The organism is Sporosarcina psychrophila, assembly GCF_001590685.1.
Lineage (GTDB): Bacteria > Bacillota > Bacilli > Bacillales_A > Planococcaceae > Sporosarcina > Sporosarcina psychrophila.
On sequence record NZ_CP014616.1, the window covers coordinates 644623 to 662500 of the forward strand.

Sequence of the window (17878 nt, forward strand, 5' to 3'; positions counted from 1 at the left end):
CTTGCTGTTACGTCCTGAAAAGCATTTATTTTGGAAATAGAGGGGGTATACTTAAGGTAAGAGAAAGAGGTGATTCCGTGAGCGATCATCAACAAGTCAGGCAGTTGACTGACGAACAGTGGCAAGCAATTAGACATAACGACGTAAGGTTTGATGAAATCTTCATTTATGCCGTGAAATCGACGGGTATCTTTTGCCGACCATCTTGCAAATCAAGAGATCCAAAAAAGAGAATGTCCGTATTTTCAATGATGCGGCGGAAGCGCTAGCGGATGGATTCCGACCTTGCAAACGCTGTAAGCCGGGTGGGCTGCGTTTACCTGATGAAGAATGGACTATCCAAATTGGAGAATATATAAACGAGCATTTTCAGGAGCCATTGACGTTAGAAATACTTGCAGACATGTGCCATGGAAGTCCTTATCACCTACAGCGAACATTTAAAAGAATCACGGGGCTGACGCCTGTTGAATATATCCAAAAGATCAGAATAACGAAAGCGATGTCTGAACTTACTACAACCGATAAATCCATTGCTGAAATTGGGGTAAGCGTGGGGCTTCGTAATCCGTCCTATTTCATCACGCTATTCAAAATGAAAACTGGACAAACACCAAAACAATATCGAAAACTAGTGAAGGAGGTAGAGGTTAGTGGAGAAGAACAGTAAAAATAACGTGTATTGGACATTACTTAATCACTCACAATGGAATATGTATATAGCTGCGACGACAGAGGGGCTTTGCTATATAGGTACCCCGAATGCACCATTCGGAGAACTGGAAGCGTGGGTGAACAAACGGCTTCCAAGTCATGTTCTGATAGAAGAAGCGGATATCTTACAGCCACACGCAGTTGAGTTAATGGGTTATTTGAAAGAGCGACGCAGGGATTTTGCATTGCCAATCGATCTTCACGGTACTCCTTTTCAACAAATTGTCTGGAAGGCCTTGCAAGAAATTCCGTACGGACGGACTGTTTCATATTCGGAAATTGCAGAACGGATTGAAAAGCCGAATGCGGTACGAGCTGTTGGAACCGCTATTGGTGCCAATCCGGTCTTAATTATTGTTCCTTGTCATCGTGTCATTGCGAAAAGTGGTAAGTTAGGTGGTTTCAGGGCCGGTTTAGAGATGAAAGAGCAACTTCTAGAACTGGAAAGATAGTGTTTCGACATAAAAAAAGACAAGGGAGAAGTTAATCTCACCTTGTCTTTTTGCTTTTTGGAACAGGTATGTGATTCGCAGGTTCTTTATTCGTGACATCAAGTATATCAAGTAGGAAGACAAACACGGGAATACCGATAATGAGTCCCCAGACGCCAAAGAAGTTTTGTGAGAAAATCAGTACGATAAACGTGTAAAAAACGGGTAAATCTGTTTTGGAGGACATCAGTTTTGGATTTAAGATATATGCTTCAATGCCATGAATAATCATAACTGCAATGAGAACATAAACAACTTTCAGGAATCCTCCGATTGTAAAAGCAATTATCGTCAGAGGGACAAGTGAAATGATGACCCCGGCAACGGGAATGAGTCCTAAAAAGAAAATCATAATTCCCAAACCGATTATTTGTGGGAATCCGAGTATGAGTAATACGATCACGGACAATATTGTATTAACAATTGCAATGATAAATTGGGCTTCAATCACTTTTCCGAATGTACGCGTGAACTTTTTACCAAAGAACTCAATTTCGAAGTAAAAGGGAGCAATCTTACTATCTTTAAATTTGTTTGTAAACTCTATTAACCGTGGTTTTTCTAGCAGGAAAAATAAGCTTAATACGAGGGCAAGTATGACTTGAATACTTGTTTTACTAATATCAGAGAAATATTTTAACAAAAATGAAAAACCATTTTCCAAATAGGCTGCAATTTGATTACTAGAGATGACGGATTCTAAGTAGGTGAGCAGTACACTATCATGAGGTGTGGAATAGAAGTTTGTAATTCTTACAATAATTTGACTGATTTCCATTGTGATTATAGGCAAATACTTAACAACACCAACTGTCAGTAAGCCAACAATCACTGTATACAGGAGAATGACTAGCAGCTTGCGGTTAAAATGTACACGTTTGAGCGTAAACTCAATAAGTCGATCCAACAAAAAAGCGAAAATGAAGGTAAGCAATATAATATTCATCATACTTTTGACGCTGTAAAGAATTAAAATAATCAAAGCGAAAATAAGAATACGCCGTGGTCCCTTTTTCTCGAAAATGTCTAATAACCCATTCATATGACTTTAGCTCCTTCATAAATAATTACAAGTGAAAACGAGAAATGAGACCTTTCATTGTTAGTATTGCCATGATTTGTAGAGATTATAAATTAGAAAATCTCTTTTAAAAAATAGCTTACGAACGAATATGCAGCACTAGCTGTGAAAAAGGAGTTATACACCGGAAAAGGTTATATCTCCTCAGCTCATGTTTTATTATATTATAGTTGTTGCAATAAATGAAGTTTGAAACATATTTTAATTGATAGGGATGGCTACCCAATGTCCTTTTGAAACCTCGATTAGCTCAGATTGCAATAGTTGATATTTATCCTCCTCAATTTGATCTTCCATTAACGTTCGTTTTTTCTTCGATTCTATTTTAGGGTCAGGAATTGGAATCGCTGAGAGTAACGATTTTGTATAGGGATGCTGTGGGTTAGAGTACAACTCTTCGCTTTCGGCAAGCTCAACAATTTTCCCCGCATACATAACTGCGACCCGGTCACTAATGTGCTTAACCATAGACAAGTCGTGCGCAATGAACAGATAGGTGAGTCCAAGCCGATGCTGAAGATCTTCCAGTAATTCCACAATTTGCGACTGGATAGAAACATCGAGTGCGGATAACGGTTCGTCGCATACTATGAAGTCAGGTTCTACGGCAAGTGCACGTGCAATACCAATTCTTTGGCGCTGTCCACCGGAAAATTCATGTGGATAGCGCATTGCATGGGAAGGTTCGAGTCCGACCATAACAAGCAACTCTTCTACCCTCTTTTTTCGTTCCTCTTTATTTTTACTCAACCGATGAATGTCTAATGCTTGACCGATAATATCAAGCACTTTAAAGCGTGGATTAAGTGAAGAGTACGGATCCTGAAAGATCATCTGCATATGGCGCCGCATCGTTTTCATTTCATTTTTCGAAAGCCGGTTAATGGCCATCCCTTGATACAAGACATCTCCGTCTGTCGGTTCGTGAAGGCGCAAAATGGCGCGGCCGGTCGTTGACTTACCTGATCCCGACTCGCCAACAAGACCGAGCGTCTCTCCGGGTTTGATATGAAAACTGATATCGTCCACGGCTTTCACTATATTGCCTTTCCCAACGTCGAAATGCTGCTTTAGTGATTTCACTTCTAGCAGGGGTTTCCCTTTTTCTATACCAATGGTACGTAAAGGAGTGCGTTTAGGCTTCTTTTTCTCGTCAAGGCGAGGAAGGGCATTGAGCAGTTTCTTTGTATAGGAATGTTTTGGGTTATCAAAAATTTCTTCCGTCGTTCCGGTCTCCACAATTTCCCCGTCTTTCATAACAGCAACACGATCACACATGCCGGCAACAACGCCTAGGTCATGGGTAATCAGTATGATGGATGTTCCAAAACGTTGCTGCATATCTTTCATCAAATTTAAGATTTGGGCTTGTATTGTCACATCAAGTGCAGTCGTGGGTTCATCCGCAATCAATAGGGTCGGACGGCAAGCGAGTGCAATCGCAATCATGACGCGCTGCCGCATTCCACCTGAAAACTCATGCGGATATTGGCTAAAACGATCTTCACTATTACGGATACCTACAAGTTTCAAAAGTTCAATGGTACGGTTTTTCGCATCTCTTTTAGATAAGTTCTGATGTTTAATTAAACTTTCCGCAATTTGTTTACCGATTTGAATTGTTGGATTTAATGAAGTCATCGGATCTTGAAAAATCATGCTTATATCACGACCGCGGATACTCTCCATCTCTTTTTCCGTTTTTTGCACGAGATCTTCACCTTGAAATTCAATCTCTCCATCTTTCAGATAAGAAGGGGGAGAGGGGAGGAGGCGCATAATTGAGCGGGCTGTCACGCTTTTTCCACTTCCTGATTCACCTACAATACCAAGTGACTCACCTTTCTTCACTTCAAAACTGACACCACGGACTGCTTCAAATTCCTTGTCGTGGCCCAAAAACGAGACGCGTAGATCACTTACCTTTAATACTGTTTCCAATAAAAACACCTGCCTATTATCTGAAATTATATTTAACTAAAAATTACATTGACTTAAATAGTTACCGAATCTATACTTTACTATACCAATAGGAATTAAACAATATCGGGAAGGAGGAATTGCTTCAATGCGAGTGAATAAAGAAGCGACATCCTATTTTAGATTATCAGATGTTCTCCGATATACGTTTGGCAAAATGGGAAGACGACCGACTTATAAGTATTTGCTACTAATTTTAGGTTTGCCGGTTCATGTTATTGTATTTCTATTCTATCTGTCGAAAAGAGGAGACAATAAATACTCTTCAATTTATGAAGAGGTAAGGGCATCATTGACATCAACAGGTTATAAAGAGGCGGCGATGCTTGATTTTAAAGAACAATTACTACGGAAACAATCATTCTTCAATAAAGAAGTAAATGAGCGAGAAATAGATAGGCAAGTGGAGGAGCTTGCCGAAGAACAATTTAGAAAAACGCTAACGAAAAAAACAAATCAGCTAGCGGAACAGAAAGGTGTTCAACAAGTTACGTATTCAACTTACTTTCAATCATTGCTTGGAAAACCGTTGTTCTTGCTTGCTTCATTCATTCCAGGCATCTTTATGTATCTACTTATTCTTTTGTTCAGCAATCCGTACATCAAGTTTATAGTTGAACGATTGATTATGAGTATCTTTGTTATTGCTGGCGTTGCAGTTCTTGTGTTCACGATACTTTACTTATCGCCGTTTGATCCTGCCGCGAATATTCTTGGCGAGGCGGCGACGAAGGAACAAATCGCATCATTCAATAAATTACATGGTTTGGATTTATCATATCTTTCACAATTATGGAATGCGCTAAAAGGAATCGCGACGTTTGATTTGGGTGCTTCTTATGCTGGCAATGAGGATGTCGCAGCAAGTATAGCGAATAAATTCCCAATCACATTAACGATTGCGGTTTTATCATTACTGATGGCAGTTGTCATCGCTATCCCGGTAGGCATCATTTCTGCGACAAGGCCGAATTCATTTTTGGACTATTCATTCATGTTTATTGCATTGATTGGATTATCGATTCCGAACTTTTGGCAAGGATTACTATTTATTTTGAACTTCTCTATTAAATTCCAATGGTTACCGGCCACATATAGTCCTCAAAACTGGCTTTCTATCATCATGCCTGTTGTTGTGCTTGGAACTGCATTGACTGCATCTGTCGCGAGGATGACACGTTCTTCGATGTTGGAAATCATCAATGAGGACTACATCATTACCGCTAAAGCGAAGGGCCTCAATCGGCTTCAAGTACTTTGGAAACATGCGATTGGCAATGCAATGATACCAATTATTACAGTCATTGGTCTGCTATTCGGGGGAATGCTCGGGGGAGCGGCGGTGACTGAGAAAGTATTTAACATTAGCGGAATCGGAAGTTACATCGTAGACAAGCAGTTCATTCCCGATATTCCCGCTATTATGGGTGGAGTTATCTATATTGCAATAACGATTTCATTAGTCAATGTGCTCATCGACATTTTGTATGCGTTTTTCGATCCTCGCATCCGTTCGAAGATGAAGCAATCGTAGAGCAGGAGAAGGTGTGAAGGTGAATCTAAATAAAAAACATGCATTGAAATTATCGAGGGAATATACACAAGCAAATTTCACATGGATTATTTCTTTAATCCTGACAGTCGTCTTGCTACTGAACAGTTTCAATTTCAAAGAAGGGGAGTTGAAAAGTTCGGTCTTCAGCTTATTTGCGGCCTATGCGTTGTTCACTATCTTTCAAATGATTCTTACGTGGATGGTGAAGCGAGACCTTCTGACAATAGGTGAAATTCGAAGTTCGACAAGAAAGCTCGGCTACATACAGCTGTTTAGTATAATGACGGGTAATATTTTCACTGTAGCATTTGCATTTAATCTTATTAAAAAGAAGAAGACACCTGAATATACGTTTGCCGTTTATATGCTGCTTACTCAGGTTTTTATCATCGCGATATCATCACTTAATTTATTCAAATCATATGTGGCGGATTCATTTTTAACGGCAATGATTATCTTGCTAGGAATAATGATTTTTCAAGTCGTGACACTTGTTCTCACAGCGAAATATGTTGAGGAAGAAAGTGCGCCAGCTTGGATGATGATTGTTGCCATATTACTTCTGTTTACCGCATTGACGGGTAATATTTTTTCACTATTGCTTGGCTATAGCTTGATTTTAAAGGTTCGCAGTCATGATCAGTCTAGGATTTCGAAGTGGAATACGATGTGGGAGAAGATTACCCGTAATTCAACGGCGATACTTGGTTTGTTTTTCATCACTCTCATGTTTTCCATATCCGTTTGCAGTGTATTTACGTTTGACTACGATATGGCAGTTGAAAATGATTATAGTGCAATACTTCAAAAACCGAGCCTTGTCTATCCGTTTGGCACTGATAATTTCGGACGGGATTTGTTTTCAAGAATCATCTTTGGTGCAAGAATTTCGCTTCTTGTAGGGTTTGCTTCAACGGCCATACCGGTAGTTATTGGCGGATTCCTAGGAGCATTAGCCGGGTATTACAGTCAGCGGACGGACAATATCATTATGCGACTGCTTGATGTACTATATGCTGTTCCTGGAATTTTATTGGCAATTGCTATCGTTGCGGCATTTGGAGCAAATACGACGAATCTTATTTTAGCGCTTAGTGTGGGGTCCATCCCAACCTATGCCCGAACGATGCGTGCGAATGTCATGATGGTGTCGAACTATGAATTTGTCGATTCAGCACGTGCGCTCGGTTCATCGGACTTCTCTATTATTTTTAGACAGATAGTGCCGAATTCGCTCGCGCCGATGATTGTCAAGGCGACACTGACAATCGGGGGCGCTGTCATCGCGACGAGTAGCTTAAGTTTCTTAGGACTCGGTGTGGAACCGCATATTCCAGAATGGGGAAATATTTTAAAAATCGGTAGCACATACTTGGAATCGCATTCCTATTTAGCCATTATCCCGGGGCTTGCGATTATCTTACTTGTATTATCGTTTAACTTTTTGGGAGATGGATTGCGTGATGCATTTGATCCAAGAATGGATTGAACATAAATACCAAACAATAATAAGGGGGAATTAATAATGAAGAAAAGTTTATTGACGATTTTAATAGCAATTATGGTGGTATTGGCCGGATGTGTAAGTACGAAATCGGATGTTTCCGATAAAAAGAATGACAATACAGAACCAAAGACGGATAAAAGTAAGGTGGTCATCGAACTTCTGGGTATGGGTTCTGGGGAAGAAGATATGAATATTGTACGAGATCAGCTTATAAAAAATGGCTTTGATGTGAAATTGAATATTCAGCCTGATTACGGAAGCTTCACTGCACAGAAAGATGCAGGGAATTATGATGTTGCATTATCTAGCTGGACGACAGTTACGGGGAACCCCGATTATGCTGTTCGAGCACTGTTCAAATCAGACGGTGATAACAGTATTATGGCTGATGATGAAGTTGATGCATTGATTGAAAAGGCAAGTACAGAAACGTCTGATGAGTTTGCAGAGACATACAAGCAATTAGAACAGCGTTTAGTGTTTGACAAAGCTTACATTGCACCTCTTTATAATTCATTTAAAGCACAGGGAGTTAATAAAGACATTCTCGACGTAGACACAGTTAGGCTTGCTAAATCACGTGCAATTGCCTGGGAACCTATTGATTTCATTGACAAATCTAAAAGAGATACGGATCCATTAATCATTCAGCAAGCTATTGGAACTTTGACGTCCCTCGATCCTATTAAAGGGAACGATGGATCTATCAATACATTGAATACAAATATGTATGTGCGTCTCGTCAACTTGACAGATGATGACGTTGTTGTTTCAGACGGCTCATTATCTTATAATCACAGCATCGCAGAGGGCAATTCAGATTATTACTTCCTTCTTCGTGATGATATCAATTTTGCGTCAATTACAGACGGAAAAGCTGTAGATACTGGTGAACGCGTAGGAGCGGACGATGTCATCTTCTCGATGAATCGTGCAAAAGACCCGAATTCAGTACCGGATCACCGTACGTATAGTTTACATGAACATATTAACGAAGTGGAAGTAGTCACAGATCTATCTGATCTCGATATTTTGCAATCAGGAAGTGATGCAACAGTCAGAGAAGGGCTTGAGAAGAACTTGGATGTGAAAATCGGGGAGCTTGTTTCTGATAAAAAAGAAGCCGATAATGCGACTGGGAAATATCAAGTGGTAAAAATGACAACAACAGCTCCATTCCCACAAGTACTGAACTATTTAGCTCACCAATCTGCGGGGATTGTCTCGAAAAAACAAGTTGAGAGTATTAATACGTATGATGTTTCTTCGTTTGATGTGAGTAAAGACATTCCTTACGGAGATCAGAACACAGTCATAGAGGGTGCTAAATACAACAATACATTGTACGCGAGTGGCCCATACATTTTGTCACACAAAAATGATTACGAAGGTATTTTCTATAAAAACCCTGCTTATATGGTGGGGACAGAGCACGAACCGAAAATTTCAAATGTAACAGTTCGCTTCATCCAAGATCCGGACAGCACGCTTTCAGCTTTACGCAATGGTGAAATCCATATTTTCAACGGAGTCCCAGAAACAAAATACGACGTGGTTGAAGGTGACAGCAAACTATTCTTGCAAAAAAATGATAGTAATGCTGTAAGTTACTTGCTTTTCAATACAAAAAATCGTGAAGTATCAACGAGTGAAGAGTTAAGAAAAGCCGTTCTTTACTCTATCAACCAAGATGAAATTCTGAATTTCTATCAAGGGAACAAGAAGAAGGCTGTTTCTACGGTCAGCCCACTGGTAGACACAGGGAATGAATTGAAGGCAGATCCAGCTAAAGTTCAAGAGTTTCTGAATGATTATAAAGCGGGTAACTAATATCTATTCGTATTATTAATGAAGTGAGACTAAATCCGTTGTTACTAGGATTTAGTCTCACATTTTTTTATTCATATTTTACTTTTCTGTCGACCGATAAAAATCAATCATCGCTTTTTTTCGGTCACCGAGGGTTGCGAACTCACGGGATAATTCTTCATGAAAGCCGTTTTGATCGATCGTTCTTTTTTTTATTTTTTCGGATAAGGTCTCGTTTTTGTTTGCATCTCGTTCATTGTCTTGTTTCATTAAAATACCTCCTCGTATATTAGAACCAGTTCTTTTTAATATGGCTCGGGAGGACAAATTCATTCATAATTGTGAAAAAGCTATAAAAGGATATGTCACATCATGTTATGTTAAGTCGAATATAGGGTAAATAGTGTATACTTGAACCATTAGAATGCGGAAGAAGGAGATTGACATGAGTTCGAAATATGCGGATGACAGCTTGGCTTTACATACGGATTTATACCAAATCAATATGGCGGAATCATACTGGGCGGATGGAATACATGAACGAAAAGCGGTTTTTGAACTTTTTTTCAGAAATTTGCCGTTCGGTAATGGCTATGCGTTATTTGCGGGGCTTGAGCGAGTTCTCGATTATTTAAGAGGGTTTCATTTTAGTGAAAGTGATCTTGCTTACTTAAAGGATGATCTCGGCTATGAAGACGACTTCACCTCTTATCTAAAGGAGCTACGTTTTACAGGCACTGTTTATTCCATGGCTGAAGGGGAGCTGGTTTTTGCGAATGAACCTATTATTCGCGTGGAATCGACACTTATCGAAGCACAGCTGATTGAGACCGCTCTACTTAATATCGTTAATTATCAGACGCTTATTGCGACGAAAGCAAGCCGCATCAAACAAGTCGTCAAAGACGAAATAGTGATGGAATTTGGCAGTCGGCGTGCACACGAGATGGATGCGGCGATATGGGGTGCACGTGCTACGTTCATTGGCGGCGTTGAAGCGACAAGTAATGTCCGCGCTGGGAAAAGATTCGATATTCCTGTAGCGGGGACGCATGCTCATTCAATGATTCAAGCTTATAAAAGTGAATACGAAGCATTCCATTCATACGCTAAACGTCATAAGGACTGTGTTTTCCTTGTCGATACGTATAATACAGTAAAAATAGGCATTCCGACGGCAATCCAAGTAGCTAAAGAACTTGGTGATAAAATCAATTTCATCGGCGTTCGTTTAGATAGCGGTGATATTTCATTCCTATCCAAGGAAGCGCGCCGTATGTTGGATGAAGCTGGATTCTTGGATGCGAAAGTTTTCGTTTCAAATGACTTGGATGAATATACAATTCTCAACTTGAAAGCACAAGGTGCAAGGGTAGACGTATGGGGAATTGGAACGAAATTGATCACAGCGTACGACCAGCCTGCACTTGGGGCCGTCTATAAAATTGTTTCCATAGAAAACGATGCCGGTGAAATGGAAGATACGATTAAAATTTCGTCGACAACCGAAAAAGTAACGACGCCTGGACGTAAAAAGTTATACAGAATTATTGACCGAGAAAATGGTAAGGCAGAAGGGGATTATATTACGATGTATGATGAAAATCCCGCATCCGAGAAACGCATCAAAATGTTCCACCCCGTCCATACATTCATCTCGAAGTTTGTTACGAATTTTGAAGCGAAGGACTTACACGTCAAAGTCGTGGAACAAGGGGTTATCATCTATAATAATCCGACTCTTCAACAAATGCGTGATTACGCAAAAGACAACTTGGAGTTATTATGGGATGAATATAAACGATCCCTTAATCCAGAAGAGTATCCGGTCGACTTAAGCCAAAAATGTTGGGACAATAAGATGCGCAATATCCAGGAAGTCCAGGAAATGGTGGAAGACTTTATTAATGGCTAAGGAGGTTTGTTGAAGTTGACATTACAAGATAGAATTATCGCTGAGTTAAAGGCGCAGCCAATCATTGAACCTAAAGAGGAAATTCGGAAATCGATTGACTTCATGAAAGAATATGTAAGGGAAAACCCATTTTTAAATGGTTTTGTTCTTGGAATTTCAGGTGGGCAAGACTCGACGCTTGTCGGGAAACTTGCTCAACTCGCTGTTGATGAATTAAATGATGAAGAGGAAACTAAGCGATTTAAATTCATTGCAATCCGGTTGCCTTATGGTTCTCAGTTTGACGAGGAGGATTGCCAGGATGCATTGGAATTCATTAAGCCGTCTCTAATCTACACGATTAACATAAAAGAAGCTGTCGATGCGAGTGAACGTGCATTGACTGCAGGTGGCGTTACGTTGACCGATTTTGCTAAAGGAAACGAAAAAGCACGGGAACGTATGAAGGTTCAATACTCAGTTGCGGCCATGCATGATTGTATTGTTCTCGGGAGTGATCATGCAGCGGAAGCCATTACCGGATTTTATACGAAATTCGGGGATGGCGGTGCAGACCTTATGCCGATCTACAGGCTGAACAAACGGCAAGGGAAACAACTACTTAAGGAACTTGGATGCCCTGAACATCTCTACTTGAAAGTTCCGACAGCGGATCTTGAAGAAAACAGACCGGCTATTCCTGATGAAGTAGCGCTTGGTGTCACCTATGACGATATCGATAATTATCTTGAAGGTAAAAAGTTGCCGGAGGGATCCCGTACAGCAATCGAGAATCATTTTCTCCGTTCAAAGCATAAACGGCATATGCCGATTACAATTTTTGATGATTTTTGGAAATGACTTCAGGGGGCTCCTTATTGGGGCTCCTTTTTATTTTCTAATCAGTGCTTAAGTTGTGTGAGAATTAGATATCCTGTATTATAAAGGTATGTTTTGTTAATTTTCGGACAAATTTAGCGTAATAGACAATTGGGGGAATTGAAATGACACATAAAGAGATGATTGAAAAAGTCTTAACCAATATCGAAAAAGTGATGATTGGGAAAAGAGATATCGCCGAATTAAGTGTTACCGCACTTCTTGCCCGAGGGCATGTCCTACTTGAAGACGTGCCAGGTGTTGGAAAAACGATGATGGTAAAAGCATTGGCTAAGTCAATTGGGGCAGATTTTAAGCGAATTCAATTTACACCGGACTTACTTCCTTCCGATGTTCTAGGCGTTTCAATTTATAACCCTAAAGAAATGGAATTTGAATTTAGGCCAGGACCCATCATGGGGAATATTATTCTAGCCGATGAAATTAATAGGACTTCGCCAAAGACGCAATCCTCTCTATTGGAAGGGATGGAAGAGTCCACCGTGACGATAGATGGAGAAACGATGCGAATTCCGCAACCCTTTTTTGTCATGGCAACACAAAATCCGATTGAATATGAAGGTACATACCCGCTACCTGAAGCGCAACTTGACCGTTTTCTATTTAAACTGAAGATGGGTTATCCGACGAAAATGGAAGAGATTGAAGTACTTGATCGTGCGGAGAAGGCCGTTCCAATTGACACATTAGAAACCGTAGTATCACTTGAAGAATTAATCGAACTCCAAAAGGCTGTAACAGAAGTTAAAGTCGATAATACTATTAAGTCCTATATCGTAGAATGTGCTTCGCAGACGCGTGATAATCCCTATGTCTATTTAGGTGTAAGTCCCCGAGGATCTCTTGCGCTTATGAAGGCATGTCAGGCGTATGCGATGATAAAAGGGAGAACTTACGTTACACCGGATGATGTTCAGTACTTATCGCCATTCGTTTTTGGACATCGCATGATTTTACGCCCTGAAGCCAAGTATGAAGGGATTTCCACTTCGGAAATTATAGAACGAATTTTGATGAAAGTACGTGTACCTGTAGATAAGGTTCAGCTGAAATGACAACTGCTAGGAAAATGATTGATATTTCGAGCCGGTTACTATTTGTTTTGTTCGTCTTGGTTTCTACATTTGTTTTTGCCATGTTCCAAGGCGGCATGGTCAGTTGGACTATTTTTTATATTATATTGCCTTTTATAATCTATTCTCTATTACTATTTTTCTATCCAATGTCGAAAATGACTGTGGAACGTACCATTCGGACACCTCATGTGCAAAATGGTGAGAAGTTGATTGTTTCTTTATCTATTAAACGTAAAGATCGATTTCCCTTACTTTATACCGTTGTAAGTGAACAGTGGGCAGAGCCCGAAATAGTTGTTTTGGCAGGTGAAAAGTTAAAACGCCTGTTTGTTTTTGGATTCCGTCAAGAAGTTGAGTGGGAATACGAAATCGAAAAAATACCCAGGGGTGAACATATACTTCAAGGGGTGAAAGTTGAGATTTCCGACTTTTTTGGATGGCTCCGAAAAACGAAATTTATTGAAGTAGAGAATATGATTCTAGTGTATCCCAAAATGACAGGTATTCATTATGTACCATTTAATACACAATATGACCAAGGTACGATGGCCTCGCCATTAAATATCGTCAAAGATACGACGATGGCAACGGGTGTACGCAATTACCAGTCAGGTGATCGGGTGACATGGATTCATTGGAAATCGTTTGCTAGAACGCAGACCTTGATGACAAAGGAGTTTGAAGATAGACGATCACAAGAGTTATTTATAATCATGGATGGCAGAGAGTCGAAAATGTTTGAGGAGCTAGTAGAACTTACTGCTTCAATATTGAAAGAAGCATCAAATCATCAGGCAGATCTTGCCTTGATGACGACGGGTCCTAAACCCTCCTTATTCCCATTTATACAGTCGGAAGAGCAACTTCATATGGCATTGGTTCACTTGGCAAAGATTAAGCCTGCGAATGAAGCATCATTAGCTGACTTTGGAACCACGTTTCAACACGGGGGCAGTATTGTATTGATCACGGGGAACCCCGATGGGCCTTTCATACAATCAGTCCTGCTAAGTGTGGACAACGTTGAATCTATCATTTGCATGGTCGTAGTGAAACGTGATGATCCAGCATTGCAAAGGATTGAAGAGGATATTAGACTTGCAAAATCGAAGGGAATTACCGTGCATTTATTAGAACAGAAGCAGTTTTCAGATGCTTTTAAAGAGGCGGTGCGATTATGACTGGAGCGCGAATTGATAGGCAACTGCTACTAATTCTTTATATACTGGCATTGATTCTTTTAAGGGAATGGCTAATTCCGGTTATTGAATTGACCAATTCAGATCATTTAACACTGTTTTTATTATTTGTGGCGCTATCATTTTTTTTGGCCTTAATTAAAGCAAAGTGGTGGATAGTCGTTCCTACAAAGATTATTTTCATTGTAGTAGCGACCCATTATGTATTTTTTGAAAAGGTACTATTTACAAAGGAAACACTAGTATATGTATCAGGTGACTTCCTTTCGAATGCCCCAATTATCATGAATGGTGACTGGGAAAGTATTACGAATCCATTTAGAACTGTGTTGTTTTTCGCGCTACTGTGGATGACGACCTATCTTATCCGTCATTGGATTGAAGTAAGGAAAAGTATTTTGCTATTTTATATCATGACTATTCTATTTATAGCGTTCATTGATACGTTCGGTGGATATGCTGCAGGTGGCGCTATTTTCCGAATTATGGTGACGGGGTTATTACTTCTTGGTTTACTTGCGATTACTAGGCTTGCGGAGAAGCACAACACATCAGTTCCAACAGGTGCATTCCTAGCGATATCCGTTCCACTTCTTTTCGCAGTTGTTGTGAGTGGAACGCTTGCCAACATTCTTCCGAAACAAGATCCCATCTGGCCAGATCCGCTACCTTATTTTGAGTCATTTGTGCAAGGGAGTGGGGAAGGTGGGGTGGCTAAAAGTGGATACGATACGAATGATTCCACATTGGGTGGTTCGTTTGTGCAGGATTCTACATTAGTCATTGAAGCAAAAGTGGCTAATGAACAATACTGGAAAATTGAAACGAAAAACACATACACCTCAAAAGGTTGGGAACAGGTATCTGTTGACGATTCCCAGACTAGTTATACTCCTGGTATGGAGATAGGGGAAATTGCGAGTCAAGGAAATGTGGACGCTGCAGCCCAACAACTTGCGGATTTGAAGGTGTCGGAAGACTTTTCTTTCATCGTTTATCCTTATGGGATGAATAAAGTATACGCAACAAAGGATGTTGTTTTTCAATACTTGGAAGGAGCAGGAAAGTACAGTACAGAAATCGAGGGCAAGGAAGGGGTCCTAGATTCGTATCAAGTCGAATTCACCGAGCCTGATTACAGCTTGAAAAAATTAAGGGCTACTAGGATGGGAGATTTTTCAGAGGTAGCTGAAGATTTAACTCAGTACCTACAACTTCCAGAGCAATTACCTGAACGGGTGGAGGAACTTGCAAAAAACATAACAGAAAATCAGGAAAGTGTTTACGAGAAGACGAAGGCAATCGAAAAGTACTTTGGAAGAAATGGCTTTGTTTATACTCAGCAAGGTGTCGCTATTCCAAAAGCAGGCGATGATTATGTAGATCAGTTCCTCTTTGATACCAAACAGGGATACTGCGATAACTTTTCCACGTCTATGGTTGTCATGTTGCGCTCGATTGATATTCCAGCACGTTGGGTAAAAGGTTTTGCTCCCGGAGAATTTGTCTTAAATGACGAAGGGGAGAAAGTTTATCAAATTACGAATAATGAGGCGCATTCATGGGTTGAAGCATATATGCCTGGTATTGGCTGGATGCCATACGAACCGACAATTGGATTTAGTAGCTTAACGGATATTGAATATGATATCGAGTTGAACCTTGATGATACACTAACACCGGAAGTGAAAAAGCCTGAACAACCAAAGAAAGAGCAGGCTGAAAAAACGGTTAAAGCAGATAGGAACTTCAAAAATAGTGAGATTTTCAAAACTATGGGTACTTGGATCCGGAATAATATGTGGATAATAGGTGTGATTGTGTTAATAGTCATTTTTGCCGGCTGGCGAATATTCGTTAGTAGGGTAAAGTGGCTGCCTAAAGTGCTAGTTTATGTCCATCGTACTAAACAAGAAGATTGGTTAACATTTACAAAGCGCTATAACAGTTTATTGAAACAACTGGATCGTTCTGGTTTGAAGCGGGCAACTGGTATGACATTATCTGATTATGCAACGAGTGTTGACAACTACTTCGGTGGAGAAAGAATGAAAATGCTTACAACTGCATATGAAAAGGGTTTTTACGGTGGAAATATAACTGAACACGAATGGGTAGTGTTGCGGGAAATATGGGAAGATTTAATCAATAGGTCTTCGGGTTGATTTTTGTCGTAAATAGAAGTAAGATGAAAAAAGAACAAGCCCAAGGTGCCCTCATATATATCCGATAATACGGTTCGGATGTTTCTACAAGTTACCGAAAATGACTTGGCTATGAAGGTGGATTTAGCTCATTGATATATGAGCTTTGTTCGCTTTTTTATAGATGATGAGACGCGCAGAAAGCTGGACTTTCTGACGCGTTTTTCTCTATTTGAAAAGGCCTTGTGGAACGTTTGGAATATAGTTATGTTGCACGATGAAAAAATTGGTAAAATAGCCGGAAAAGGCTGGAATAATAAAATTAAAAGGAGGTTGTATCATCTTGAAGCAGGACAATATTTTAGTATTGGATTTAGGTAGTAGTGAGAATACGACAATAGCCCGTTGGATTCGTGATTTAGGTGTATATAGTGAGATTCACCCTCATGATATTACATCACAAACGATTGAAGGTTTAAAAACGGTAAAAGGGATTATTTTAAATGGTGGTGAAAATAATATCGTTGATGGTGAAGCGATTGACGTATTAGATGAAATATTCGCTTTAAACATTCCGGTAATTAGTGTGGGTCATCCTTCTACGAAAGCACTTAAAACATTCGAGCAATGGCCAAGTGAAAAGGAAACGAAAGCACTTTTAAAAGATTTCGTGTTCCATACATGTAAGGCAGAAGCTAACTGGAATATGAAAAATTTCATTGATGATCAAGTTGCTTTAATCCGTAAACAGGTAGGCGATAAGAAAGTATTATTGGCTCTTTCAGGTGGTGTAGATTCTTCTGTTGTTGCGGCATTATTAGTTAAGGCAATCGGCAAGCAATTAATTTGTGTGCACGTAAACCATGGTTTAATGCGTAAAAACGAGTCTGAGGGCGTTGTTCAAATGTTCGAAAAAGACTTGGGGGATAACCTTGTTTACGTGGATGCAAGCGAGCGTTTCTTAGGTAAACTAAAAGGGGTAGACGAGCCAGAAGAGAAGCGTAAAATTATCGGCAATGAATTTATTCGCGTATTTGAAGAAGAAGCGCGTAAACTTGAAGGAATTGACTTTTTAGCACAAGGAACAATATATCCAGATATCGTAGAATCTGGTACAAAAACGCATAAAGTTGTGAAGTCACACCATAATGTTGGAGGACTTCCAGAAGACTTGCAATTTGAATTAGTGGAGCCGTTATTCCAACTATTCAAAGATGAAGTACGTGCGTGTGGTGTTGAGTTAGGTCTTCCGCACGATATGGTATACCGCCAACCATTCCCAGGACCTGGTCTAGGTGTGCGCGTTTTAGGTGAAATTGAGCCTCATCGTCTTGAAGCGGTACGCGAATCAGATGCTATTTTACGCGAAGAATTTGCACTCGCAGGATTGGATCAGAAAGTTTGGCAATACTTTACAATCATTCCGAACTTCAAGTCTGTCGGTGTACGCAACAACGAGCGTACGTATGAATACCCAATCATTATTCGTGCCGTCAACACAGTAGATGCGATGACAGCGACAGTGGAA

At 40.1% G+C, this 17878-nt stretch carries 13 protein-coding genes, 1 pseudogene and 1 riboswitch (1 of these 15 cut by a window edge); of the genes and pseudogenes, 11 read left to right on the forward strand and 3 right to left on the reverse strand.

From position 1 onward, the window contains the following. The first annotated feature begins 77 nt into the window (after positions 1 to 77). A pseudogene (locus tag AZE41_RS03080) lies at positions 78 to 670 on the forward strand (bifunctional transcriptional activator/DNA repair enzyme AdaA). After that, entirely contained in the window at positions 654 to 1166 is a 513-nt protein-coding gene (locus AZE41_RS03085) for a methylated-DNA--[protein]-cysteine S-methyltransferase (RefSeq protein WP_370569954.1), read from the forward strand. Before AZE41_RS03080 ends, AZE41_RS03085 begins: the two are co-directional and overlap by 17 nt. Positions 1167 to 1203: 37 nt before the next feature. Here the strand turns inward: AZE41_RS03085 and AZE41_RS03090 are convergent, their stop codons facing one another. Together AZE41_RS03090 and AZE41_RS03095 are read right to left on the reverse strand one after the other, a co-directional pair. Then, on the reverse strand, positions 1204 to 2247 hold the full coding sequence (locus AZE41_RS03090; protein ID WP_067205520.1) for an AI-2E family transporter: 1044 nt from the start codon (positions 2245 to 2247) through the stop codon (positions 1204 to 1206). A 240-nt stretch (positions 2248 to 2487) separates the two neighbouring features. Beyond that, positions 2488 to 4227 (reverse strand): ABC transporter ATP-binding protein, encoded by a 1740-nt coding sequence (locus tag AZE41_RS03095; protein ID WP_067205523.1) that lies wholly within the window; start codon positions 4225 to 4227, stop codon positions 2488 to 2490. Positions 4228 to 4354: 127 nt separating this feature from the next. Here AZE41_RS03095 and AZE41_RS03100 point away from each other — a divergent pair, with 127 nt between their 5' ends. Genes AZE41_RS03100 through AZE41_RS03110 form a run of 3 tightly spaced genes read left to right on the forward strand, consistent with a single transcriptional unit; the run spans position 4355 to position 9158 of the window. Next, on the forward strand, positions 4355 to 5800 hold the full coding sequence (locus tag AZE41_RS03100) for an ABC transporter permease (protein WP_067205524.1): 1446 nt from the start codon (positions 4355 to 4357) through the stop codon (positions 5798 to 5800). A gap of 13 nt (positions 5801 to 5813) precedes the next feature. Continuing rightward, positions 5814 to 7310 carry an ABC transporter permease gene (locus AZE41_RS03105; RefSeq protein WP_067205526.1) on the forward strand — a complete coding sequence of 499 codons (1497 nt, stop codon included), beginning with the start codon at positions 5814 to 5816 and terminating at the stop codon, positions 7308 to 7310. A gap of 36 nt (positions 7311 to 7346) precedes the next feature. After that, positions 7347 to 9158, forward strand: coding sequence for an ABC transporter substrate-binding protein (locus tag AZE41_RS03110; RefSeq protein WP_197485360.1), 1812 nt, complete (start codon positions 7347 to 7349; stop codon positions 9156 to 9158). Between the two features lie 78 nt (positions 9159 to 9236). Here AZE41_RS03110 and AZE41_RS22515 read toward each other — a convergent pair whose 3' ends face one another. Next, positions 9237 to 9407 carry a hypothetical protein gene (locus tag AZE41_RS22515; RefSeq protein WP_156475948.1) on the reverse strand — a complete coding sequence of 57 codons (171 nt, stop codon included), beginning with the start codon at positions 9405 to 9407 and terminating at the stop codon, positions 9237 to 9239. A gap of 175 nt (positions 9408 to 9582) precedes the next feature. On the opposite strand from AZE41_RS22515, the gene AZE41_RS03115 reads away from it, so the two are divergent. From AZE41_RS03115 to guaA, 6 genes are all read left to right on the forward strand, one after another. Continuing rightward, positions 9583 to 11052, forward strand: a complete 1470-nt coding sequence (locus tag AZE41_RS03115) for a nicotinate phosphoribosyltransferase (RefSeq protein ID WP_067205531.1) — start codon at positions 9583 to 9585, stop codon at positions 11050 to 11052. 15 nt (positions 11053 to 11067) lie between these two features. Continuing rightward, positions 11068 to 11892 (forward strand): NAD(+) synthase, encoded by an 825-nt coding sequence (nadE, locus tag AZE41_RS03120; RefSeq protein WP_067205534.1) that lies wholly within the window; start codon positions 11068 to 11070, stop codon positions 11890 to 11892. Between the two features lie 143 nt (positions 11893 to 12035). After that, positions 12036 to 12986, forward strand: a complete 951-nt coding sequence (locus tag AZE41_RS03125) for an AAA family ATPase (RefSeq protein ID WP_067205537.1) — start codon at positions 12036 to 12038, stop codon at positions 12984 to 12986. Continuing rightward, a complete protein-coding gene (locus AZE41_RS03130; RefSeq protein WP_067205539.1) occupies positions 12983 to 14188 on the forward strand; it encodes a DUF58 domain-containing protein in 1206 nt (401 codons plus the stop codon). The genes AZE41_RS03125 and AZE41_RS03130 overlap by 4 nt, the downstream gene beginning before the upstream one ends. Further along, a complete protein-coding gene (locus AZE41_RS03135; protein ID WP_067205550.1) occupies positions 14185 to 16371 on the forward strand; it encodes a DUF4129 domain-containing transglutaminase family protein in 2187 nt (728 codons plus the stop codon). The genes AZE41_RS03130 and AZE41_RS03135 overlap by 4 nt, the downstream gene beginning before the upstream one ends. A gap of 31 nt (positions 16372 to 16402) precedes the next feature. After that, positions 16403 to 16503: riboswitch (purine riboswitch) on the forward strand. Between the two features lie 187 nt (positions 16504 to 16690). Beyond that, positions 16691 to 17878, forward strand: partial view of a glutamine-hydrolyzing GMP synthase gene (gene guaA, locus AZE41_RS03145; protein ID WP_197485402.1) — the 5' portion only. 120 nt of this gene lie beyond the right edge of the window; 1188 of the gene's 1308 nt are visible here — the first part of the coding sequence; the start codon lies at positions 16691 to 16693; its stop codon lies off the right edge, out of view.